This is a genomic window from Flavobacterium ovatum (assembly GCF_040703125.1).
Classification (GTDB): domain Bacteria; phylum Bacteroidota; class Bacteroidia; order Flavobacteriales; family Flavobacteriaceae; genus Flavobacterium; species Flavobacterium ovatum.
The window spans coordinates 785,038-806,664 of sequence record NZ_CP160035.1; the positions used below are offsets into that span (position 1 = coordinate 785,038).

Genomic DNA, 21,627 nt, shown 5'->3' on the forward strand with positions numbered 1-21,627 from the left:
CCTTATTTAGATTTGTTCTAAATAAAATAACCTGATATTTATCATCTTTATACTAAAAAAATGTCGCTATGAGTTCACAAGAAATTATTAAAATTGAAGATGATTTTACCCTCATTCGGTTCCAAAATGATGACAAAGAACCCTTTTTGGCGCAACGCGAAATTGAGAGTGGAATGATTCAATTTCACTTTGGATTAAAGGGAAATGCTAAGTTTCTGTTCAACCAAGGAAGTTATGTATTGGAGCTGAAGGAAGAGAAATCATTGCTTTTGTATAACCCACAGAAAGAATTGCCTATCAATTTGGAATTGGCACCCAACTCTTGGGCGATATCATTGATTGTTTCTATCAAAAAATTTCACGCTCTATTTTCAGCCGAAGCCGATTATATTACCTTTTTGAGTGGAGATAACAAAGACAAAAAATATTATAACGAAGGAAATATCAGTCCGTCAATGGCGATTGTATTGAGTCAGTTGTTTCATTATAACTTACATCCTTCGATAAAAAACTTGTATTATAAAGGAAAAGGATACGAATTACTAAGTCTCTATTTCAACCGCACCGAAGATCCAAATGCAGAACAATGTCCGTTTTTGACAGACGAAGACAATGTGATTAAAATCAGGAAGGCCAAAGAAATTATTATTGCCAACATGGCCGAACCACCAGGACTGCAAGAACTAGCAGACCAAATAGGTTTGAATTTAAAGAAACTAAAAATGGGTTTCAAACAAATTTATGGTGAAACAGTTTATGGGTTTCTATTTGATTATAAAATGGATTTTGCTCGAAAATTACTCGACAGCGGTTCTTATAATGTAAATGAAGTAGGATTGAAAATTGGGTACAGCACCGGTAGCCATTTTATTGCGGCTTTCAAAAAGAAATTTGGCACCACACCCAAAAAATATTTGATGTCGATTAACCCTAATACATAAGTAAAATCAATTTCAGATATTAAACAATAAATAAAAATGAGTTAATTGCTGTTTGGCTCATAAGTCGTTACTGTATTTTTGTAACACATTAATTAAAAAAAAGTCCTTTCCTCATTTAAAACCGGAAGGATTAATTTAAAATATAAAAGCATTATAGATATGAAAGGTGTATTATTAGTAAACTTGGGATCACCAGAAAGCCCAACTCCAAAAGATGTGAAGCCATATTTAGACGAATTTTTAATGGACAAATACGTAATTGACGTTCCATTTTTACTACGTGCTTTATTGGTTCGAGGTATTATTTTACAAACAAGACCAAAAAAATCAGCAGCTGCCTATGCCAAAATATGGTGGGACGAAGGTTCACCTCTTGTGGTTATTTCGAAACGTATGCACGAAAAAGTGAAACAACTAGTTGAAATCCCTGTTTCATTAGCGATGCGCTATGGTAATCCATCGTTATTATCAGGTCTTCAAGAACTACATGACAAAGGTGTAAATGAAGTGATGCTTTTTCCTTTGTATCCACAACATGCTATGGCCTCTACTACTACCATTTTAGAACTTGCGGAAGAGTTGCGTAAAAAACATTTTCCGGGAATGAAATTCACAATCGTTCCTGCCTTTTATAATAAACCAGATTATATTAAAAACCTAGCCGACTCCATAAAAAGTCATTTAACTGGTTTTGATTATGACCATCTTTTATTCTCCTATCACGGTATTCCAGAACGTCACATTCGTAAAACCGACATTACAAAATCCCACTGTAAAATAGACGGTTCTTGTTGCAATACCCCATCACCCGCTCACGAATTTTGTTACCGTCACCAATGTTATGAAACAACCAAACAAGTGGTAAAATTATTGGGCATCCCAGAAGGTAAATACAGTCAAACTTTTCAATCCCGATTAGCTGGAGATAAATGGCTAACCCCTTATACTGATGTTGAAGTAAACAAAATGCCTGAAAAAGGGATTAAAAAATTGGCAGTCGTAACTCCTGCTTTTGTATCTGATTGTCTTGAAACATTGGAAGAAATTGCCATGGAAGCTAACCACGAATTTAAAGCTCACGGTGGGGAAGAATTCCTTGCCATCCCTTGTTTGAATGACAGTGATGAATGGTGTCAAACCGTGGGGAACTGGATTAAAGAATGGGCTATTGCCGAGAAAAGCATCGCATAAATGGCAGTTTCATCCGAAGAATTAGGAACAGAAGACATAAAGAAACTCTTGATAAAACAGGCAGTTCCGGCATCTGTAGGGATCTTATTTCTTTCGGTTAATATTCTCATTGATACTATTTTCGTCGGGCAATGGATTGGTTCTTTGGCCATTGCAGCAGTTACTGTTGTGCTACCTATTACGTTTTTAATTTCGTCTTTAGGAATGGCTATTGGAGTTGGAGGAGGATCAGTCCTATCGAGAGCTTTAGGAGCTAAGGATAAAGAAAAAGCAGAGACCACTTTTGCAAATCAAATCATGATGACACTCCTGTTGTCATTATTGTTGTTGTTGCTGTGTGCGTTTTTCAGTAAGAGTGTATTACTGCTTTTTGGTGCCAAAGGATCGATAATGACATTGGCAGAGGAATTTTTCTATCCTATCCTTTATTCAGTTCCTTTTTTAGCGCTTTGTATGATGGGCAGTAATATCATCCGAGCCGAAGGAAAAGCTAAATTTGCTATGATTGCCATGATTATTCCGGCATTTGTCAATATTGGTTTGGATATTGTTTTTATCAAATTTATGAAATTAGGAATGTTTGGAGCTGCTATGGCAACGACCATTTCTTATATTATGTGCTTTTTGTTTGTCTTTTGGTTTTTTATTTTTAAAAGTGATTTGAAACTTAAGCCAAGACATTTTAAATTTAATTTCCCCATTGTTAAAGAAATTACCGAACTAAGTTTTGTTACTTTTTCAAGACAAAGTGTAATCAGCATTTTAGCTATTATTATTAACCATACTTTATTTGCTTACGGTGGCGAGCAATCTATTGCAGTATATGGGATAGTGAGCAGAATGTTAATGTTTGCTTTGTTTCCAATTTTAGGAATTACTCAAGGATTTATACCCATCGCAGGTTATAATTATGGGGCCAAAAATTATGAAAGAGTGAACGAAAGTATCCTTATATCCATAAAATATGCGGCATTATTGGCCACAATAATTTATTTATTTATTTTGTACTTTGCGTCCGAAATCGTATCTGTTTTTACCCATGATGCTGTGGTTACGGCTGATACAACTGTAGCTTTAAGATGGGTTTTTGCAGCATCTCCTGTTATTGCAATTCAGTTAATTGGCGCGGCATACTTCCAAGCGGCTGGAAAGGCTAAGAAGGCATTATTATTGACTTTGAGCAAACAAGGTTTTTTCTTAATTCCGTTGGTTCTTATTCTACCAAATTTTTTCGGTATTTTTGGCGTTTGGGTAGCGTTCCCGATAGCGGACACCTTATCAACGGTATTGACTGCCTATTTTCTTAGAAAAGAAATGAATTCACAATTGATCGAAACTACTGATGGAATACTATAATTATCTAAAATCCTTGCACCTCATCTTTGTCATCACATGGTTTGCAGGTTTGTTTTATATTGTACGCTTGTTTGTGTACCAAATTGAAGCGGCGGATAAACCTTCGCCAGAAAAAGAAATTTTGCAAAAACAATACAAAATAATGACCTACCGATTGTGGTATATCATTACTTGGCCATCAGCGGTTTTGGCAAGTATTTTTGCCTTTTGGATGTTGTTGTTTACTCCCATGGGGAATGCTTGGTTACAAATGCCTTGGATGCATGTGAAACTTGGCTTTGTATTTGCGTTGTATTTATACCACGGAAAATGCCAACAAATTTTTACGCAGTTGCAAAACGATGAAGTTAAATACACAACTAACTTTATGCGATTGTGGAATGAAGGAGCAACAATCATTCTTTTTGCAGTAGTTTTTTTAGTAGTTTTAAAAAATGCTGTAAATTGGATTTATGGAGTAATCGGGATTTTTGCTTTTTCTGTTACAATCATGTTAGGATTCAAATTTTATAAGCGTATTCGGGAGAAAAAATAGATGATAGTTACTAGTTTTAAGTTAATCACCAATAACTAGCATCTATCAACCAACAACTTTACAATGTTCAAAAACTTCAAAATAGCAATGCTCTCGCTGCGTATCAGAATCTTCCTCTCGATGATTGTAGTGATTATTGTGGCTTCTGTTTTGCTGGCTTCAATCTCAATTATTCAGTTTAAAAACGAAGCCAAAGAATACCATCAAGAACGATTGGAACGCAAGGAAAATGCAGTAAGAGAACACATTAACTACGTGCTTTCGACTACAACTTATCCGCTTACAACTGAAAATTTAGATTTAATTTTTAAGGACAAAATCCACGAACTGGCCCACATACACAATATTGAAATCAATATTTATGGACTAGATGGAAACTTACTCAAAAGCTCTAAAGAAACCTTTTCGGTAGATAAAGCCGCACTTCCGATTCCGAAATATATCTTGAAATTAGTGCGTTCTTCTATCGAAAAAAGATACGTGGACATCAAGACGATAAATGGAATTAAAAACCGATCCTCTTATACACAAATCAAAGATGATAAATTCAAACCTTTAGGAGTTCTGAATCTTCCCTATCTGGAAGATGACGGTTTTTATGATAAAGAATTACATAGTTTCTTGATTAGGCTAGGGCAAGTCTATTCATTTATGCTGATTGTCGCTTTTGCTTTGGCCTACTTTTTATCTTCTTATATCACTAAATCGCTCAAAACGATTTCAGACAAAATGAACGAAACTACTTTGAGCCAAAAGAACAAGAAAATTGTACTTGAAGCTAGTAGTAAAGAGATCAATTCCTTGATTTCAGCTTATAATCGAATGGTAGATGAACTAGAAATTAGTGCCATCAAACTAGCACAAGGAGAAAGAGAAGAAGCTTGGCGCGAAATGGCAAAACAGGTGGCGCACGAGATTAAAAATCCGTTGACACCTATGCGATTGACCGTTCAAAGTTTTGAGCGAAGATTTAATCCAAACGACCCCAATATCCATCAGAAGATGAAGGACTACTCAGACACCCTAATTCAACAAATTGACACCATGAGTGCGGTCGCTTCGGCGTTTTCTAACTTTGCTTCGATGCCTGCACAGCAAAATGAAACCTTGAATGTGGTGGAAGTAGTCGAACTAACTTTGGATATTTTCAATGAAGACCATATCATTTTCCATGCGGAATCTCCTGAAATTATTTCGAAAATTGATCGAACACAATTGATTCGAATTATTACTAATTTAGTCAAAAATGCCATTCAATCTATTCCTGATGACCAAGAAGACAAGACGGTCATTGTTGGCATTAAAAGTGAAAACAATCAAGTTATGATTACAGTTGAAGACTTTGGAATAGGAATCAAACCCGAAGACAGCGCACGAGTATTTGAACCAAAATTTACTACTAAAAGTAGCGGAATGGGACTAGGACTGAGTATTATCAAAAACATTATTGAAAATTACAAAGGAACAATTACCTTTGAGTCAACCTTCGGTCAAGGGACTCGATTTACGGTTACACTTCCTATTATTAACTTCTAAAAAAGTTTTATCATGGACTACAATACAATATTAGTTAGTTTAAAAGAAAATATAGCGATACTTACTATCAATCGCCCAACAAAACTGAATGCGCTCAATAAAGAAACGATTGCAGAGTTGCATCAAGCTTTTGAAAACTTAGAACTAAACCCTGCAGTGAGAGTAATACTTCTTACTGGAAGTGGCGAAAAAGCCTTTGTTGCCGGTGCAGATATTGCCGAATTTGCTGATTTTTCAGTAGAAGAAGGAATTCAGTTGGCGGCATTTGGGCACGAGACTTTGTTTAATTATGTCGCAAATTTAAAAACTCCTGTCATCGCTGCCATTAACGGATATGCTTTGGGTGGCGGACTTGAATTGGCGATGGCTTGCCATTTTAGAGTTGCATCTGAAAATGCTAAAATGGGTTTACCTGAAGTTACTTTGGGATTGATTCCGGGTTACGGAGGAACACAACGTTTGCCACAGTTGATTGGAAAAGGTCGTGCCATGGAAATGATTCTTACTGCCGGAATGATTCCTGCCGATGAAGCGCTTCAAATAGGATTGGTAAATCATGTGGTTCCACAAGTTGAATTACTAGATTTCTGCGAAAGTATAGCCTTAAAAATTGTCAAAAATGCTCCACTAGCCATCAGCAAAGCGATTCATGCCATAAATGCCAATTATAAAGATGGAGAAAATGGTTTTGATACTGAAATTAAATATTTTGGTCAATCATTTGGTACCAAAGATTTTAAAGAAGGAACCACTGCATTTTTAGAAAAAAGAAAAGCGCTATTTATTGGCGAATAATTTATATTATAAATAACAACCTATGTCATTCAACCCCCTATTTGCTGAATTTTGGAATAAAGTAACCGAAAGTATTGAAAACGGTACTTACGCCAAACTAACATTGGCAAAAACTATTGGCGATACCGAACTGAAAAATATCTATGTACGACCTGTTCTTGAAGGAGATACCGCTTTCAAAATGTCAGTCATTGCTCGATACAAAACCGAGGAAATAGAAAGTTTTCATGCGCTTGAAGATACTTTTGCTGTTTTGGTTCCTTATATGAACAATCCGTTTTTAACAGCGTTGTTATTCACGACAGAGAACGACTTGACTTTTAAACTCAATAAAAAAAGAGTAGCTAGCATAGTTGACCAAGCACCAACATTCAAAAATGCTTCGGATGTAATTGTAGAAATGAAAGACAAAGGATTGATTTAAGATTGTAGATTTTTGATTAACGATTTTTGATTTCAATCAGCAATAAAAAATCGTTAATCTTCATTCACAAATAATTTTATACCATAAATTATTATAATATGTCAATGTTTTTTCACCATATAAGCCAAATAAGTTTTCTTTATTTAAGACCACATAAGGATTAGAGCGGAGAAAAGAGAAGGGTTTTAAGGTTCGTGATTAACGATGTTCTTTACGATAATCGTTTTGATGCAACCAAAAATCTAAAATCGTTTATCGTTAATCTTCATTCATAAATCATTATTTTTCCCCTTCCCATTCTGCATAAAACTGCGATAAAAATCCTTGCATGTATTGGTGTCTTTGAAAAGCGATTTTTTTACCAGACTCGGTGTTCATAGTATCTTTTAGCAATAATAATTTTTCATAAAAATGATTGATCGTTGGAGCCGTACTTTTTTTGTACTCCTCTTTGGTCATATTCATATTGGGATCGATATTAGGGTCAAACATCGCTCTATTTTTAAATCCCCCATAATTGAATGCCCTCGCAATTCCGATGGCTCCTATGGCGTCTAAACGGTCTGCATCTTGCACCACCTCTAATTCTGTGGAATTAAAGCAGTTTTCGAAATTCCCTCCTTTAAACGAAATGTTTTCAATAATATTGATAACCTGTTGAATCGTACTTTCTTCTACATTTTGATTTTCTAAAAAAAGGCGAGCCGTTTTAGGGCCAATTGTTTCATCTCCACCAGAAGAATCAGGATGAAATTTACTATCAGCAATATCGTGTAGTAAGGCGCCTAGTTTTACTACCGTCAAATCACAATCTTCTTCTTGGGCAATCAAAAGCGCGTTTTTATACACTCTTTCAATGTGAAACCAGTCATGTCCACCCTCAGCATTCACCAGTTTCCTTTTTACGAAAGTAATGGTATTATTTATTAAATCTAAGTTCATTTTAATTTGTGTTTCAAAAAAAATGCTGATTTAAAAGTTTCAAAAACTCCAAAATCAGCATTATATTATTCTTATAAAAAGTTACAATCTTGCTGGTTCAACCCATTTGAAGATATGTGACTCTGCAGGAATTTTAATTCTTTCAGAAACTTTGGCCATTCTTGCTGGTAGTTTCATTAAGTAATCACGAGCTTTTTCAGCCTCAGGTGTTAATCCTACAATCTTATCAATTTCCCATTTCTCAACCAATTTTTGCATGATATCTACATAATCATTGGCTGTATAAACGCCAATACGTTGTGCAGAATCTGAAAACTGTTCGAATGCAGAACCTATCTGCTGTCCAGATTCTCTCAAGAAATGCGCAGGCATTACAATTTTGGCCTTCATCATATATTCAAAAGCAAGCATCATTTCACTTGGATCCACTTTGAATATTTCGCTAACAAAATGGCTGTAAGCATGGTGGTGACGCATTTCGTCACCGGCAATCATCTTACACATTTTAGCCAGTTTTTTATCGCCATAACCTTTTGCTAATTGGGATACTCTATTGTGCGAAACGTAAGTTGCCAATTCTTGAAAACTAGTGTAAACAAAATTTTTATAAGGGTCTCTTCCTGTTCCAATATCAAATCCATCGTTGATTAAGTGCTGCGAAGTCATTTCCACTTCACGCATGTTCACACGACCTGACAAATAAATATATTTATTCAACAAATCACCGTGACGGTTTTCTTCTCCGGTCCATTGGCGCACCCATTTGGCCCAGCTATTGCGCTCTAGGTTATCTACACCCTCTACTTCCATCAACCAGTTTTCATAAGTTGGCAAAGCTTCCTCTGTAATCATATCTCCTACCATAGCTACCCAAAAATCATACGGTAAATCTTTAGAGATTTCACGTAATTCTTTTACCTCTTCTAGAAAATTATCACTTTCAGAATTTGGTAAAAAATCAGATGGCTGCCATATTTCTTCTACAGGAATTAGATATTGGTCGACAAAACTGTCAACTCTCTTTTCTAAAAACTGCATTACTTCTAATCTGACATTTTTTATTGACATCGTATACTGTTTTAAAATTGTATTCCTTTTACTATTGTACTTTCTGTATGCTTCATTAAATCCTCAAATTTATAATCACTAACTTTTAATGGTTTATGAAACTCAAAGCTAAGATGATTACCTAAACCTACGGGAAAAAATCCAAAACGCACCATTTTCCATGAGTTATTTATCGATATTGGAACAATATAAGCCGACGGAGCATATTTACACAATATTTTCAAACCACTTTGAGCAAATTCTTTGGGTTTTCCTGTTTTACTTCTTGTTCCTTCAGGAAAAATAACCGCTGACTGATTATTTTGTTCTATATATTCGGATAGACCTTTGATAATTGGTATCGCTTGCTTAGGATCTTTTCTATCGATTAAAACAGATCCACCATGTCTCAAATTAAAAGAAACACTTGGTATCCCCGAACCTAATTCTTTCTTACTTACAAATTTACAATGAAAACGCCTCAAAAACCAAATCATAGCGATAATATCGTACATACTTTGATGATTAGCCACAAAAATCAATGGAACTCCTTCTGGAATTGTCTCTACATTTTTGATTGTATAAGTTGTACCGACTAAATTCGTACATTTTAACAATAAAAAATTTAAGTAGTCTACACTTTTTTTGTGAGCTAGATAACCAAAAAATCGCAAGCAAATCCATTGTATGGGATGAAAAATCACCAATATAAGACCGAACAACAAGTAATAAATTACCGATATAGGATAGGATACTATTTTTTGCATTCTGAAAATTTTAGTCTGCAAAAGTAGTAAATAATATTTTACTGTAATTAATTACTAAATAATAATAGATTTGAGCTTTAATTGTACCTTTGTAAACTAAAATCGCAGCTTTTTTCAATAGAAATATGAACTTTAATTACCCCAAAGAAGAGAAACTCAAAAGCAAAATTAAAATAGGATTGCTTTTTTCAGAAGGTAAATCCGTTTCCAAATTTCCCTTGCGCATGGTTTATTATGCTGGAGCTGTTGGAGAAGACAGCAGAACTCAAATAGGGGTTTCTGTTTCTAAAAGAAATTTTAAAAAAGCCGTTGACCGCAATTATTTCAAAAGAGTACTTCGTGAAACTTACCGTCTCAATAAACATTTGTTGCTAGACAACCTTGACCAACCCTACTCTATCATGTTGTTTTATCAAACGAAAGACCGTTTATCATATGAAGAAATCAACACTAAAACCATTCAGTTAATCGAGAAATTTTTACATCAAATAAAAAAGCAAGAATAAGTATAGTTTTTGTATTTTTAACATGTAGCAGTCTCACTATTTAAATGAAAATATGAAATCTCTAATTCTTGTTTTGTTATTATTTTTCACTTTATCGAGCTGCAAAAAATCAGAGGCTGTGGCTGAATTTTCGGACATGGCTATAAGTGCCGTACCACTTGCTCCTAAATCATCTTCAAATTCTTATGCAGACAAGAAAGATTCGCCAAATAAAGAAGATCAAAAAATCATCAAACAAGGAAATCTTCGCTTAGAATCTAATGACTTAGAATCAACTTATAATCAAATTCAAACTGCTGTAAAAAAACATACAGCCACTATTCTAAACGATAACGAAGGCAAAAACGACTATGAAGTTTATAGAAGATTAATCGTTAGAGTTCCAAGTAATAAATTTGATGTTTTTCTAAATGACATTTCAAAAGGCGTTTCCTATTTTGACAACAAAGAAATTTCATCGCAAGATGTAACTGAAGAATATATAGATATAGATGCTCGGCTTAAAGCCAAAAAAGTATTGGAATCACGTTACATTGAATTATTAAAAAAAGCCAACAAAGTTTCGGAAATGCTTGAAATCGAAGGGCAATTATCTGCTATTCGTGAAGAGATTGAAGCCAAAGAAGGTCAGTTGAGATACATGCAAAGCCGAGTTTCCTATAGCACTATTACAATAGAATTTTATAAACCAATGGCCGAAGCAAGTGGTGCAACTATGTCATATGGTTCTAAAATCTGGAACGCAATAAAATCTGGGTTCAACAGCATTTCGAGTTTTTTCATTACACTCTTAGAAATTTGGCCTTTTATATTAATCCTTGGTACTGGAATATATTTCGTTAGAAAACGATATCAGAATAAAAAAATATAACAATGAATCCATTGAAAAAAAAAGTAATTATTCCCATAATAGCTTCCGCATTTTTATATGTAGGAGTAAGTTTTAAAGATAATTTTTTTGAAATTGCTAAGCAAATTGAAATTTTCACAACGCTTTTCAAAGAGTTAAACACCAATTATGTTGATGAGATGAACCCTGGTGACTTAATGGATAAAGCGATCAAATCCATGTTAGCTAATTTAGATCCGTATACTGTTTATTTTAATGAGCAAGATGTTTTAAAATTTAAAATCAATAATACCGGAGAATACACTGGAATAGGTGCCTTGATAAAAAGAAAAGAAGGTATGATAATCATTAAAGAGGTGTATAAAAACTTTCCTGCGGATAAAGCAGGAATAAAACCTGGTGATGAAATTATACAAATAGGAGACGTTACTCTTGCAGATTTTAAAGATGATGCTTCTCAACTTTTTAGAGGAACAAAAAACACTAAAATTGATGTTCAATATATTCGACAAGGAAAAAAGAAGACTACTCAAATTATCCTAGATGAAGTGGAAATCAAATCGGTTCCATTTTTTGCTAAAATAGATGATAAAACAGGTTATATCGTTCTGGCACATTTTAATAAAAAAGCCTCTAATGAAACTAAAGAAGCATTATTAGAATTAAAAAAACAAGGCGCTGAACGAATTGTATTAGATTTAAGAGGAAACCCCGGAGGACTATTAAACGAAGCAGTAAATATTTGCAATTTGTTTGTTCCTAAAAATGAAATTATTGTAACTACTAAGTCTAGAATCGAAAAATATAATAGCACCTACAAAACAGCTTTTGAACCTGTGGACACTCAAATCCCATTAGTCATTATTGTGAATAGTAAAAGTGCTTCGGCATCTGAAATTGTTTCAGGCGCTTTGCAAGATTTAGATAGAGCAGTAATTATAGGTAATCGTAGCTTTGGAAAAGGATTGGTACAAAAACCTATTGATTTAACATACAACACCCAATTAAAAGTAACCATTTCAAGATATTACACTCCTTCAGGAAGATGTATTCAGGCATTAGATTATGCCCATAAAGACCTAAAAGGACTGGCAACTAGAACAGATGAAAAAAATTATAATGCGTTTAAAACGCGTAAAGGAAGAACCGTTTATGATGGAGGTGGAATTTTACCTGATGTTGAAATTGAAGAAACCAAAACCAGTACCATTGCGGATGCCTTATTAAAAAATGATGTCATATTTAATTACGCTACCGTTTACTACTATAAAAACCCCACTTTAAGTAGTGAGATACCTGTTTTTACCGATGCTCATTTTGAAGATTTTAAAAACTATATTAAAGCTCAAAAGATATCGTTTGACACCGAAACAGAGTTAGCACTTAAAAACACTTTAGTTGTTGCCAAAAAAGAAAAAATAGATATGGCTATTCTAAAAGAATACCAACAACTACTTTCTACATTACAAAAAAGTGAGGAAGAGCAATTAGACAAAAATAAGACTGAGATTAAGAACTTGATTTTGGACGAAATTATTAAACGTTATTTATACCAAGAAGGCTTGTATCAATATTATTTAAAAAACAATTTAGAAGTAAAGCGTTCTGTCAATATTTTGAACAATACTGCTGATTATCAAAAAATATTAAAAATGTAATGCATAAGTTACTTCAAATAGTCGCTTTTTTGATTTATGGAATCCTTTATGCCCAAGAAAAAAAGATTGAAACCGTCTTTTTTGATTTCGACAAATACACTTTAGAAAACGACCAAATACAGACAGTACTTGATTTTATTAAAAAAAATGATACTTCAAAAATTGAATCTATCCAAATTTATGGATATTGTGATGATAGAGGAAACAATGATTACAACTACAGCTTATCCGAAAATCGAGTTACAACTGTAAGGGATCTATTAACAACAAATGGATTTAATAAAAACAAAATACTCATCATTGAAGGCCGAGGTCGAGTTTTAGTTAAACAGGATACTGTTGAAGATTTATCAAGAATTAGGTCTCAAAATAGAAGGGTGGATATGCTTCTGGTTCCTAAAAACAGTTTTGGAAATGGTATTTATAATTCCTTACAAGACAGTCATAATGTGGGTGACCGCATCTATTTTGAAAATATACTATTTCCTTTAGGTAGTAGCGATTTAACATTAGGTTCTTTAAAAGAATTAGACAAAATCGTTGCCCTTTTAAACAAAAACAAAAGCTTAGAATTCGAAATCCGAGGGCATGTTTGTTGTACTCCAAACCATTTTGATGATGCTGTAGACAAAGCCACCAGTGAACGTAAACTGTCAGTAAACAGAGCTAAAGCGGTTTTTAGATATCTATTATCAAAAAACATCAATAGCCTTAGGATGTCATATAAAGGATGTGGAAATCAATTCCCGCTAGGTCAAGGCGAAGAAATGGATCGACGTGTTGAATTCTTAATTACCAAAACATAAAGAGTCTTATCTTTTTACAATTGAAACTGATTTAATAATCGCTTCTAATTCGTGCATTAAATCCCGTTTTTCTTTCGAAGGAGAATAACAAAAACCTTCTAAGACTAAAGCTCTACTATATTCATCATCAATAATCACATAATTGATAAAAGGCCCTGACATAAAATCATTTTTCAATTCCCAGGTTCCTTTCATTTCATAAGCCAATTTCCCATCCAATTTAATTTTGAAAAAATAAGGAGAATAAGCTTCCTCAGTAATCATATCCGTATCAATTTCTTTTCCATGAATATACAATTTACCAATAGAATCACGCATACTAATAATATTAGATACTAAATTATTCTTATTAATAATATGATAAATAGGAACTTGGTAAATTAACAAACTACTGCTGCCACTTACAATTTCTTTTTTCAACCACAAAAAATTAGATTCGTGTAATGTGTATTGATAATCTGTTGGAACGTCTAAATTAACATGAAATTTGTTATCAATTATCTTAGGGTCCAAAACTGATTTTTTAATTATCTTTTGAGATTCTTCAATTTCAGTTTGTCTGATTGTAGCAATAATTGTAGCGCTTTGTTTCTCTAAAATAGATAAAATATCTGTTGCCGTTCTTCCTGTAATATGAAACACATTTTGAGGTGAAGCATATTGATCGGTTATGATTTCAAATTTATTTACCTCCTCTTTTTTAACCACAACAATATTGCGGCTATCCGTCATAAAACCTTCTAACAATTTAGTAGGATATTGATTGATATTAAATAGAGGTTCTTCTTGAGGTAGCCCTATTACGGGTGAAGCGAATTTATTTCGAATACTATCTCCTACTTCACTATTCCACAATTGATCATCTATAACAATAGAAATAGTATTAATCTTTCCAGTTGCTTTTTTGGTAACAACATCCTCTTTGTCTTTACAAGAGAACAATGACAATGAAAGTAGTAGAAATAAAAAATGGGCCTTATTCATAATTGTATAATTATAATAAAACCCAAATTTATATAAGATTATTGTATTTATCCGTTTAATTTCAATTTCATTCCAGGTTTAATTCCTTCATTGCTAATATCGTTCCATTTTTTCAAATCTGCGATAGTAACTCCAGACTTTTTAGCGATACTATATAAAGTATCACCTGCTTGAACATAATAATCAGTAGCAGATTTTTTTGCGAAGCTATCGGTCTTTTTGAAAGAATTCACACTCGCAAGAGAGGTATTGATAGCAGGCTCATTTTTGGCTACAATCAATGCTTTTCCTAAAGCAACTGAATTAGAATTCAATTTATTCCATTGTTTCAATTCGTTTAAAGAAGTTCCAAATTTCTTGGCAATAGTCCCAAGGTTATCTCCTTTTTGAACTACATATTGAATGTTTTTCAAAGCTACTGGAGTAACAACAGCAACTTCCTCAGAGGCCGTAGTGGTATTAATTTTTAATTTTGTTCCCAATTGAATGGACGAACCAGATAAATCATTCCAAGACGTTAAATCAGCAACCGTCACATTATGGCTTCTAGCGATTGAGTTTAAATTTTCACCTTTTTGTACAATATGAAAACGCATTTCATCATTTGAAATATCATCAGCGTTGACAGTTATTTCATCTTTATCAATTTTCTCAACTACGACACTTTTTTGAACTGCTGCAGTAGAAGCAATCGCTTTACGGGCATTTGATTTAACTATTGAATCTGCAACACCAATTTTTAAGTTCTCACCGTAAGCAATGTTACTATTATTAAGGTTGTTCCATTTCATAATAGCTTCTACACTTACATCATATTTACTAGCAATAGCATTCAGGTTATCTCCTTGTTTTACTTTGTAGTATTGTGTATTATTAGCAGTCAATTTTAAAGTATCTGAATCTAAAACTGACTTGAATGCAATTGCTCTTGAATTTTGAAAATCACCATTTTTATAATCTAATTCATGTTGCAAGTAAGCATAAATTTTGTCTTCATTAGAAGTAAAAATTGCAATTTTATCTTTAGGTAATTTTAAAAAATGATTAGCATCATTGTAAACAGGAATCGTATTCAATTTATAGGATGGATTCAACAATTCCAGTTGCGCGATAGGCACGTCTAATAAATCCGATAATTGCTTGAACGTCATTTCCTTTCTAATCATAACTGTATCAGTTGCAAAATGTTGCAAAATGGCTCTGTTAGGTTTAATACCGTGCTCTTTATGATACTCATAAATATACATCGTAGCTAAAAAAGCAGGAACATACCCTTGTGTTTCTTTAGGTAAATAATTACGGATGTCCCAGAAATTTTGTTTTCCTCCTGAACGACGAATTGCTTTTGTAACATTCCCTGGGCCTGAATTATACGAAGCCAAAACCAATTCCCAATCACCAAAAATAGCATACATATTACTCATATATTGCGCCGCTGCTTGCGTCGCTTTATAAGGGTCACTACGTTCATCTACATAAGAATCAATTTTTAAGTCATATTGTTTACCAGTTTGGTACATGAACTGCCATAATCCAGTAGCTCCCACTTTGGAAACCGCTTTTGGATTTAAAGCTGATTCAACAATCGCTAAATATTTAATTTCTAAAGGAACATTATTTTTCGCAAAAGTCTCTTCAAATAAAGGGAAATAATACTCTGAAACAGCCATCAAACGTTCGTAAGATTTTCTACGGTATTTCAAGAAAGACTTGATTACGTTTTCCAGATTTTCATTGTATTGAATTCTAAAAGGAGATTTAGCATTCATGGCCTCGAGTCTAGATTTCAACAAATCTGTAGGCAATTCATAATCTACTTTTATACTAGAATCAATCGATGCAATATCATTAGTCATCTCATTGTATAGGTCCAAATCTGTCAATTCTTTCATCCAAAGATTATCAACACAAGCGGCTAAATCATCTTTTACAAAAGATTTTTTTATGGAGTCTAGGTAGGTCACCTTCCTCTCTAAACCAACAATTCCCTTGTTCTCAGCAATATCTTGCGAAAACAAAGGAATTGATAGTAATAAAGAAAGTGATATTGTGATATATTTTTTAGTCATTTTTCCTTAGTTAATATGCTTATTAATAACTCGTTAAGAATTTAGCAAATACAAACATACTACCTAATAACTAAAAAAAACTAAAAATATTGTTAAATATATTATTTTTAGTCTAAAATCGCTGCAATACCAGGTAACACTCTACCTTCAAGCATCTCTAGCATCGCTCCACCACCTGTTGAAACATAACTCATTTTGTCTTCAAAACCGAATTGTTTCACTGCTGCAACTGAATCACCACCTCCTACAAGTGAGAATGCGCCATTTGCTGTTGAAGCTGCAATATAATCACCCAAAGCGATTGTTCCTTTTGCAAATGATTCCATTTCAAAAACTCCTAATGGACCATTCCAAAGAATTGTTTTAGATTCCATGATTACTTTTTCAAATGCTGCCAATGATTTTGGACCTGCATCAAGACCTTCCCATCCATCAGGAATTTCTCTTACATCAACGATTTGAGTGTTTGCTGTATTTGAGAAATCATCTGCAGCAACTACATCAACTGGAATATGAATTTGAACTCCTTTTTCTTTAGCTAAACGTAAAATCTCTAAAGCCAACTCTAGTTTGTCATCTTCACAAATAGAATTACCTACTTTACCTCCTAAAGCTTTCACAAAAGTAAAGGTCATACCTCCACCTAAAATCATATGATCTACTTTGTCAAGAATATTTTCAATAACTGTAATTTTTGAAGAAACTTTAGATCCTCCTAGTATAGCTAAAACTGGTTTTACGCTATCGTTTAATACTTTATTGATGCTTTCAATTTCTTTAGCTAACAACATTCCAAAACATTTAGCTGTTGGAAAAAATTGAGCGATAATCGTAGTCGAAGCATGTGCTCTGTGAGCCGTTCCAAAAGCGTCGTTTACATAAATATCTCCCAATGAAGCCAATTCTTTAGCGAAAGCAACATCCCCAGCTTCTTCTTCAGCATGGTAACGTAAATTTTCTAATAATAAAACTTCTCCAGCTTGTAAAGCGTCAGCAGCTGTTTTAGCTTCTTCACCAATACAGTTAGCTGCAAATTTCACAGGAACTCCAAGAATTTCAGAAGTTGATTTTAAAATGTGTTTTAATGAATATTTCGCTTCAACACCTTTTGGTCTTCCTAGGTGTGACATTAAGATTACGCTTCCACCTTGTGCCAAGATAGCATCAATAGTTGGTTTTGCAGATACGATACGAGTAGTATCAGTAATGTTGAAATTTTCGTCCAAAGGCACGTTAAAATCAACACGAATTATTGCTTTTTTATTTTTAAAATCAAAGTCGTTTAAAGTCTTCATTAGATTTGTTTTAAGTTTATTATTTTCAAAGTGCAACAAATATAGAACTTTTAGATTAGTATAATATTTCATTATTCTAAAAAATTGACCTTTTCTATAACGAAAACGATGTAAGTCGTATAAAAAATTTAGGATTCTAGATTACGTTTTATGAATTCTACAAAAAAACTTGAAAATGTTTATTATTTTGAGTCAAAAAGTATCCCTATAAACCTGTATAAACTTTGTTTCCCAAAGTTTTTGACTACACCATTTTCTGTTATCTTTGCTTTATGCTATTTTCAAATATTTTAGGACAAGATCACATCAAGAACCACCTCACCCAGAGTGCTAGTTCAGGACGCATTCCACATGCGCAGCTTTTTATAGGACCCGAAGGCTGTGGTACCTTAACCATGGCAATTGCTTATGCGCAATATATTTTGTGTCAAAATCAAAACGGAGAAAACACGGGAGAAAATGCCGCTTGCAACCTGAAGTTTGACAAAATAGCCCATCCTGATTTGCATTTTGTATATCCTACAGTAACAACAGATGAAGTAAAAGCCAAGCCAAAAAGTATTGATTTCATTACTGATTGGAGAGAATTTGTCTTGCAACAGCCTTATGGTGGACTGTTTGATTGGTACGCTATTCTTGGCGTAAAAAACAAACAAGGAGAAATTCGGGTTGATGATGCTCAGGAAATATTAAAATCCTTGGCTTTAAAGTCCTACGAAGGCGGTTATAAAATTATGATTGTCTGGATGGCAGACAAGCTCAATACTGCAGCTTCCAATAAATTATTAAAGTTACTCGAAGAGCCACCAGAGAAAACAGTCTTTATATTGATTAGCGAAAACGAAGAAGACATTATTCAAACCATTCGTTCGCGTTGTCAAATTTTGCATTTTAATGGATTGAGCCAATCTGTAATTGCAGATGCCTTAGTTGCCAAAGAACAAATAGACGAAAAATTAGCCTTGAAACTAGCCCATCAAGCGCAAGGAAATTATAACAAAGCCTTGCATTTATTGCATGATGACAGCGAAGAACATCCCTTTGAAGAATGGTTTGTTACTTGGGTACGAGCTGCTTTTCAAGCCAAAAAAGACGCTTCGGCCATTCATGATTTGATTACTTGGAGCGAAAAAATAGCGGCATTAGGAAGAGAAAGCCAAAAGAAATTCTTGGATTTTTGTATCGAAATGTTTCGACAAGCACTTTTACTCAATTACGAAACACCGAGTTTGGTCTATTTTGAACCCAAAGTTCCTAAGTTCAAATTGGAGAAATTTGCTCCTTTTGTCAACGGAAACAACATTCACGAAATTTACAGCGAAATTGGCGAAGCCATGTACCACATAGAACGTAATGGAAACGCAAAAATAATATTGACCGATTTATCTATAAAACTAACCCGCCTTATTCATAAAAAATAACCAACATGAACAATCCCGCCTCACTACTAATTCTCGTTTTTTTGAGTATGACCTTTTTGCAATCTAGTTATGAAAAGCTTTTTTACTGGGAAGACAATCTTACCTTTCTCAAAGAGCATTTCTTAAAAACAAGATTAAAAAACTTGGTCAAACCAGCCTTAATCAATTTAGTAATAATGGAATTGATATCGACCATCCTTTGTTTTGTAGGCGGAATCGAATTAATCATTAGCGATGGAAGACTTTTTGGTTTTTACGGTGCCGTATTTTCTTCAATTACCTTATTAATGATGCTTTTTGGTCAACGACTAGCCAAAGATTATGATGGTGCAAGAACCATTGTAATTTATTTTATACCAGCAGTGATGGCGGTATATTGGTTGAACTAGAAAAATAATCAATGGCAAAGTTCAATTGCAAAAATCAATTTCAAAGTTCATAATCTTTGTGTCTTCTTTGTGCTTTCTTTGTGTACTTTGTGGTTAAAATTTCGCTATCAAAGAATTATGAAATAATCAAAAATTACTATGACCCCAAAACATCCTTCAGAATCTTTGGCTATACATACTGATTTGGTTTTGCCAAGTGAAACCAATCATATCAACAACCTTTTTGGAGGAGAACTTTTGTCGCGTATGGATCGTGCCGCTAGTATTTCGGCACAGCGTCATTCCCGCAATATTGCCGTTACCGCATCGGTAAATCATGTAGCTTTTACAAAACCTATTTTGCTAGGAAGTGTCGTGACTATTGAAGCCAAAGTATCTAGAGCCTTCAACACCTCAATGGAAGTTTATATCGACGTTTGGGTAGAAGACCGTCTATCTGGAGAAAAATCCAAAGCCAACGAAGCTATTTATACTTTTGTAGCCGTGGATCAAAACGGAAAACCTGTAGTTATTCCTCCCATTATACCAGAAACAGCTATTGAAAAAGAACGATTTGAAGGCGCTCTAAGACGCAAACAATTGAGTTTATTGTTGGCTGGAAAAATGAAGCCCAGCGAAGCTACAGAGCTGAAAGCTTTGTTCGATTAATTCAACTTCATTCGAACAAAGCTTATCTTCAATGAGATAGCTAAAAACAAAAACAGCATTTTTATTTAGATTAAATACAAATAATTTGTTGTTTTCAAAATAAGTTATTAAATTCGCACCCTATTTAATACACTTAGACATATGTCTCAAATTCATTTTAGTCAAGAATTTTTATTTGAAACCCCAAAAGGATATAGTTATCAATGTGATACAACAAATACTATCATCATCAACTTTAGTGATACTATTGTAAAGTATAGTGTTCGTGATTTTTTGATTTTTCAAAGAAAAGTAAATAGTGTTGCCATTCTTGACATGATTTATGATTTATCAGATTCCTGTGATTCAAAATTAATTCAAAACACCAAGACTAATTTTTCAAGAAACCTTACCATTTGTGAAATTATTCAATTGAGAGAATTATTAAATGGAACAAAATTCACACTAGTACTTCATTCTATGCTTAACGAAGTATTGAATGATGTTATGGTTTAAACTTAACTTTTACAATCCTAAAAACCTTCATTTTATTTAGATTGAATTCAAATTTAAAAGCTATAGCGCTATAGTAGGATTTATTCCGTAAATTTGAGAGTAACTAAAAAATTGAAGTAAAATGAAAGATTTATTAAGAACCAACTCTTCACTTCACGAGGGAATAGAAAAACTATTAAACTTACAATCTAAGATAGAAAGTGATGCGTCTAACAAATATTTGGCTATGGCCTCCTGGTTGGACCGAAATGGATATGCAAACACAGCGGATTATTTATACGCACAATCTGAAGAAGAGCGCATGCACTTCCTGAAAATATTCAAATACATTACTGAATTAGGCGGAATTGCTATTACCCCTACAATTGGCGAAGTACAACAAGAATTTCGATCTCTAAAAGAGGTTTTTGAAATTGCACTACAAAATGAAATTGCGGTAACACATGCTATCAATAAAATTGTTGCCAAATGTCGAGCGGAAAACGATTATGCCACCGAAGAATTCATGATGTGGTACGTAAGAGAACAAAGAGAAGAAGAAAAAAATGCGAGACGTGCACTAGAACTATTTGATCTAATTGATGAAAATGCTCCTTCTGGAAAATTCGAATTAGACCGAGAAATTGCCAAAATTGGCGCTGCGGTATAAAAGATCAAAAACTATTATTTAAAACTCTTATTGCAAAATAAGAGTTTTTTTATGCTTTCATATCCTCCATCATTTTTTCCGCTTGACTTAAAGTCACTTTTTCGTACCATTTATTTTCAAACTGATTATAAAGTATAGGGGCGCACTTGCAGCGGTCACTACATTCGATTTTAAAAATCTCAATTTCGTTTTTCAAACCATTTTCTTTGATGGTTTTCTTGAAATATTTTTTTATTTCGTTATGTTTTCCACATTTACTTCCAGTGCAAATAAATAATGCTTTTTTTGGAAAGGGTATTGTGCTCATAATTCATCAGTTTAGA

At 33.6% G+C, this 21,627-nt stretch carries 23 protein-coding genes; 16 read left to right on the forward strand and 7 right to left on the reverse strand.

From position 1 onward, the window contains the following. The first annotated feature begins 68 nt into the window (after window positions 1–68). The 7 genes from ABZP37_RS03455 (at window position 69) to ABZP37_RS03485 (ending at window position 6,778) form a co-directional block, all read left to right on the forward strand. Window positions 69–941: an AraC family transcriptional regulator gene (locus tag ABZP37_RS03455; RefSeq protein ID WP_366185642.1), complete on the forward strand. Its 873-nt coding sequence runs from the start codon at window positions 69–71 to the stop codon at window positions 939–941. A gap of 159 nt (window positions 942–1,100) precedes the next feature. Further along, entirely contained in the window at window positions 1,101–2,132 is a 1,032-nt protein-coding gene (gene hemH / locus ABZP37_RS03460; protein WP_366185644.1) for a ferrochelatase, read from the forward strand. After that, window positions 2,133–3,488, forward strand: coding sequence for an MATE family efflux transporter (locus ABZP37_RS03465; protein ID WP_366185646.1), 1,356 nt, complete (start codon window positions 2,133–2,135; stop codon window positions 3,486–3,488). After that, on the forward strand, window positions 3,475–4,023 hold the full coding sequence (locus ABZP37_RS03470; protein WP_366185648.1) for a CopD family protein: 549 nt from the start codon (window positions 3,475–3,477) through the stop codon (window positions 4,021–4,023). Before ABZP37_RS03465 ends, ABZP37_RS03470 begins: the two co-directional genes overlap by 14 nt. Before the next feature lie 120 nt (window positions 4,024–4,143). Beyond that, complete coding sequence (locus ABZP37_RS03475; protein WP_366185650.1) at window positions 4,144–5,559, forward strand: HAMP domain-containing sensor histidine kinase; 1,416 nt, start codon at window positions 4,144–4,146, stop codon at window positions 5,557–5,559. 12 nt (window positions 5,560–5,571) lie between these two features. Next, a complete protein-coding gene (locus ABZP37_RS03480) occupies window positions 5,572–6,354 on the forward strand; it encodes an enoyl-CoA hydratase-related protein (RefSeq protein ID WP_366185652.1) in 783 nt (260 codons plus the stop codon). Window positions 6,355–6,376: 22 nt separating this feature from the next. Then, window positions 6,377–6,778 carry a hypothetical protein gene (locus ABZP37_RS03485; protein WP_366185654.1) on the forward strand — a complete coding sequence of 134 codons (402 nt, stop codon included), beginning with the start codon at window positions 6,377–6,379 and terminating at the stop codon, window positions 6,776–6,778. Window positions 6,779–7,057: 279 nt separating this feature from the next. Here the strand turns inward: ABZP37_RS03485 and ABZP37_RS03490 are convergent, their stop codons facing one another. The 3 genes from ABZP37_RS03490 to ABZP37_RS03500 form a co-directional block, all read right to left on the reverse strand. Then, the gene (locus ABZP37_RS03490; protein ID WP_366185656.1) at window positions 7,058–7,720 is read right to left on the reverse strand and encodes an HD domain-containing protein; all 663 of its coding nucleotides are present in this window, start codon (window positions 7,718–7,720) and stop codon (window positions 7,058–7,060) included. Window positions 7,721–7,801: 81 nt separating this feature from the next. Then, window positions 7,802–8,788, reverse strand: a complete 987-nt coding sequence (locus ABZP37_RS03495) for an acyl-ACP desaturase (protein ID WP_366185658.1) — start codon at window positions 8,786–8,788, stop codon at window positions 7,802–7,804. Window positions 8,789–8,799: 11 nt separating this feature from the next. Beyond that, on the reverse strand, window positions 8,800–9,534 hold the full coding sequence (locus tag ABZP37_RS03500) for a lysophospholipid acyltransferase family protein (protein ID WP_366185659.1): 735 nt from the start codon (window positions 9,532–9,534) through the stop codon (window positions 8,800–8,802). A gap of 125 nt (window positions 9,535–9,659) precedes the next feature. Between ABZP37_RS03500 and rnpA the strand changes: the two genes are divergently transcribed. The 4 genes from rnpA to ABZP37_RS03520 are packed head-to-tail and all read left to right on the forward strand — an operon-like array spanning window position 9,660 to window position 13,354. Further along, a complete protein-coding gene (gene rnpA / locus ABZP37_RS03505; RefSeq protein ID WP_366185661.1) occupies window positions 9,660–10,040 on the forward strand; it encodes a ribonuclease P protein component in 381 nt (126 codons plus the stop codon). A gap of 52 nt (window positions 10,041–10,092) precedes the next feature. Then, window positions 10,093–10,911: a DUF4349 domain-containing protein gene (locus ABZP37_RS03510; RefSeq protein ID WP_366185662.1), complete on the forward strand. Its 819-nt coding sequence runs from the start codon at window positions 10,093–10,095 to the stop codon at window positions 10,909–10,911. A 2-nt stretch (window positions 10,912–10,913) separates the two neighbouring features. Then, window positions 10,914–12,548 (forward strand): S41 family peptidase, encoded by a 1,635-nt coding sequence (locus ABZP37_RS03515; protein WP_366185663.1) that lies wholly within the window; start codon window positions 10,914–10,916, stop codon window positions 12,546–12,548. Then, window positions 12,548–13,354 (forward strand): OmpA family protein, encoded by an 807-nt coding sequence (locus ABZP37_RS03520; protein ID WP_366185664.1) that lies wholly within the window; start codon window positions 12,548–12,550, stop codon window positions 13,352–13,354. Before ABZP37_RS03515 ends, ABZP37_RS03520 begins: the two co-directional genes overlap by 1 nt. 6 nt (window positions 13,355–13,360) lie before the next feature. On the opposite strand, the gene ABZP37_RS03525 is transcribed toward ABZP37_RS03520, so the two are convergent. The 3 genes from ABZP37_RS03525 to ABZP37_RS03535 form a co-directional block, all read right to left on the reverse strand. Then, a complete protein-coding gene (locus tag ABZP37_RS03525; RefSeq protein ID WP_366185666.1) occupies window positions 13,361–14,338 on the reverse strand; it encodes a DUF4837 family protein in 978 nt (325 codons plus the stop codon). Window positions 14,339–14,385: 47 nt separating this feature from the next. Beyond that, a complete protein-coding gene (locus tag ABZP37_RS03530; RefSeq protein ID WP_366185668.1) occupies window positions 14,386–16,407 on the reverse strand; it encodes a LysM peptidoglycan-binding domain-containing protein in 2,022 nt (673 codons plus the stop codon). Between the two features lie 107 nt (window positions 16,408–16,514). Then, complete coding sequence (locus tag ABZP37_RS03535) at window positions 16,515–17,702, reverse strand: phosphoglycerate kinase (RefSeq protein ID WP_366185669.1); 1,188 nt, start codon at window positions 17,700–17,702, stop codon at window positions 16,515–16,517. Between the two features lie 272 nt (window positions 17,703–17,974). On the opposite strand from ABZP37_RS03535, the gene ABZP37_RS03540 reads away from it, so the two are divergent. From ABZP37_RS03540 to ABZP37_RS03560, 5 genes are all read left to right on the forward strand, one after another. Beyond that, on the forward strand, window positions 17,975–19,123 hold the full coding sequence (locus tag ABZP37_RS03540) for a DNA polymerase III subunit delta' (protein ID WP_366185670.1): 1,149 nt from the start codon (window positions 17,975–17,977) through the stop codon (window positions 19,121–19,123). A 5-nt stretch (window positions 19,124–19,128) separates the two neighbouring features. Continuing rightward, window positions 19,129–19,512: a DoxX family protein gene (locus ABZP37_RS03545; protein ID WP_366185672.1), complete on the forward strand. Its 384-nt coding sequence runs from the start codon at window positions 19,129–19,131 to the stop codon at window positions 19,510–19,512. Between the two features lie 138 nt (window positions 19,513–19,650). Then, window positions 19,651–20,160 (forward strand): acyl-CoA thioesterase, encoded by a 510-nt coding sequence (locus ABZP37_RS03550; RefSeq protein WP_366185673.1) that lies wholly within the window; start codon window positions 19,651–19,653, stop codon window positions 20,158–20,160. 141 nt (window positions 20,161–20,301) lie between these two features. Continuing rightward, the gene (locus tag ABZP37_RS03555; RefSeq protein ID WP_366185675.1) at window positions 20,302–20,655 is read left to right on the forward strand and encodes a hypothetical protein; all 354 of its coding nucleotides are present in this window, start codon (window positions 20,302–20,304) and stop codon (window positions 20,653–20,655) included. A 121-nt stretch (window positions 20,656–20,776) separates the two neighbouring features. Further along, window positions 20,777–21,304: a ferritin gene (locus ABZP37_RS03560; RefSeq protein ID WP_366185676.1), complete on the forward strand. Its 528-nt coding sequence runs from the start codon at window positions 20,777–20,779 to the stop codon at window positions 21,302–21,304. 49 nt (window positions 21,305–21,353) lie between these two features. On the opposite strand, the gene ABZP37_RS03565 is transcribed toward ABZP37_RS03560, so the two are convergent. Beyond that, window positions 21,354–21,611 (reverse strand): (2Fe-2S) ferredoxin domain-containing protein, encoded by a 258-nt coding sequence (locus tag ABZP37_RS03565; protein ID WP_366185678.1) that lies wholly within the window; start codon window positions 21,609–21,611, stop codon window positions 21,354–21,356. Between the last annotated feature and the right edge of the window lie 16 nt (window positions 21,612–21,627).

Excerpts from the sequence above, each read along its gene's own strand:
- ABZP37_RS03500 (WP_366185659.1), bottom strand. The coding sequence starts at position 9,534 with ATGCAAAAAATAGTATCCTATCCTATATCGGTAATTTATTACTTGTTG.
- ABZP37_RS03555 (WP_366185675.1), top strand. The coding sequence starts at position 20,302 with ATGTCTCAAATTCATTTTAGTCAAGAATTTTTATTTGAAACCCCAAAA.
- ABZP37_RS03510 (WP_366185662.1), top strand. The coding sequence starts at position 10,093 with ATGAAATCTCTAATTCTTGTTTTGTTATTATTTTTCACTTTATCGAGC.
- ABZP37_RS03470 (WP_366185648.1), top strand. The coding sequence starts at position 3,475 with ATGGAATACTATAATTATCTAAAATCCTTGCACCTCATCTTTGTCATC.
- ABZP37_RS03485 (WP_366185654.1), top strand. The coding sequence starts at position 6,377 with ATGTCATTCAACCCCCTATTTGCTGAATTTTGGAATAAAGTAACCGAA.
- hemH (WP_366185644.1), top strand. The coding sequence starts at position 1,101 with ATGAAAGGTGTATTATTAGTAAACTTGGGATCACCAGAAAGCCCAACT.
- ABZP37_RS03495 (WP_366185658.1), bottom strand. The coding sequence starts at position 8,788 with ATGTCAATAAAAAATGTCAGATTAGAAGTAATGCAGTTTTTAGAAAAG.
- ABZP37_RS03525 (WP_366185666.1), bottom strand. The coding sequence starts at position 14,338 with ATGAATAAGGCCCATTTTTTATTTCTACTACTTTCATTGTCATTGTTC.
- ABZP37_RS03520 (WP_366185664.1), top strand. The coding sequence starts at position 12,548 with ATGCATAAGTTACTTCAAATAGTCGCTTTTTTGATTTATGGAATCCTT.
- rnpA (WP_366185661.1), top strand. The coding sequence starts at position 9,660 with ATGAACTTTAATTACCCCAAAGAAGAGAAACTCAAAAGCAAAATTAAA.
- ABZP37_RS03490 (WP_366185656.1), bottom strand. The coding sequence starts at position 7,720 with ATGAACTTAGATTTAATAAATAATACCATTACTTTCGTAAAAAGGAAA.
- ABZP37_RS03530 (WP_366185668.1), bottom strand. The coding sequence starts at position 16,407 with ATGACTAAAAAATATATCACAATATCACTTTCTTTATTACTATCAATT.
- ABZP37_RS03480 (WP_366185652.1), top strand. The coding sequence starts at position 5,572 with ATGGACTACAATACAATATTAGTTAGTTTAAAAGAAAATATAGCGATA.
- ABZP37_RS03565 (WP_366185678.1), bottom strand. The coding sequence starts at position 21,611 with ATGAGCACAATACCCTTTCCAAAAAAAGCATTATTTATTTGCACTGGA.
- ABZP37_RS03515 (WP_366185663.1), top strand. The coding sequence starts at position 10,914 with ATGAATCCATTGAAAAAAAAAGTAATTATTCCCATAATAGCTTCCGCA.
- ABZP37_RS03535 (WP_366185669.1), bottom strand. The coding sequence starts at position 17,702 with ATGAAGACTTTAAACGACTTTGATTTTAAAAATAAAAAAGCAATAATT.
- ABZP37_RS03475 (WP_366185650.1), top strand. The coding sequence starts at position 4,144 with ATGATTGTAGTGATTATTGTGGCTTCTGTTTTGCTGGCTTCAATCTCA.
- ABZP37_RS03465 (WP_366185646.1), top strand. The coding sequence starts at position 2,133 with ATGGCAGTTTCATCCGAAGAATTAGGAACAGAAGACATAAAGAAACTC.
- ABZP37_RS03545 (WP_366185672.1), top strand. The coding sequence starts at position 19,129 with ATGAACAATCCCGCCTCACTACTAATTCTCGTTTTTTTGAGTATGACC.
- ABZP37_RS03455 (WP_366185642.1), top strand. The coding sequence starts at position 69 with ATGAGTTCACAAGAAATTATTAAAATTGAAGATGATTTTACCCTCATT.
- ABZP37_RS03540 (WP_366185670.1), top strand. The coding sequence starts at position 17,975 with ATGCTATTTTCAAATATTTTAGGACAAGATCACATCAAGAACCACCTC.
- ABZP37_RS03560 (WP_366185676.1), top strand. The coding sequence starts at position 20,777 with ATGAAAGATTTATTAAGAACCAACTCTTCACTTCACGAGGGAATAGAA.
- ABZP37_RS03550 (WP_366185673.1), top strand. The coding sequence starts at position 19,651 with ATGACCCCAAAACATCCTTCAGAATCTTTGGCTATACATACTGATTTG.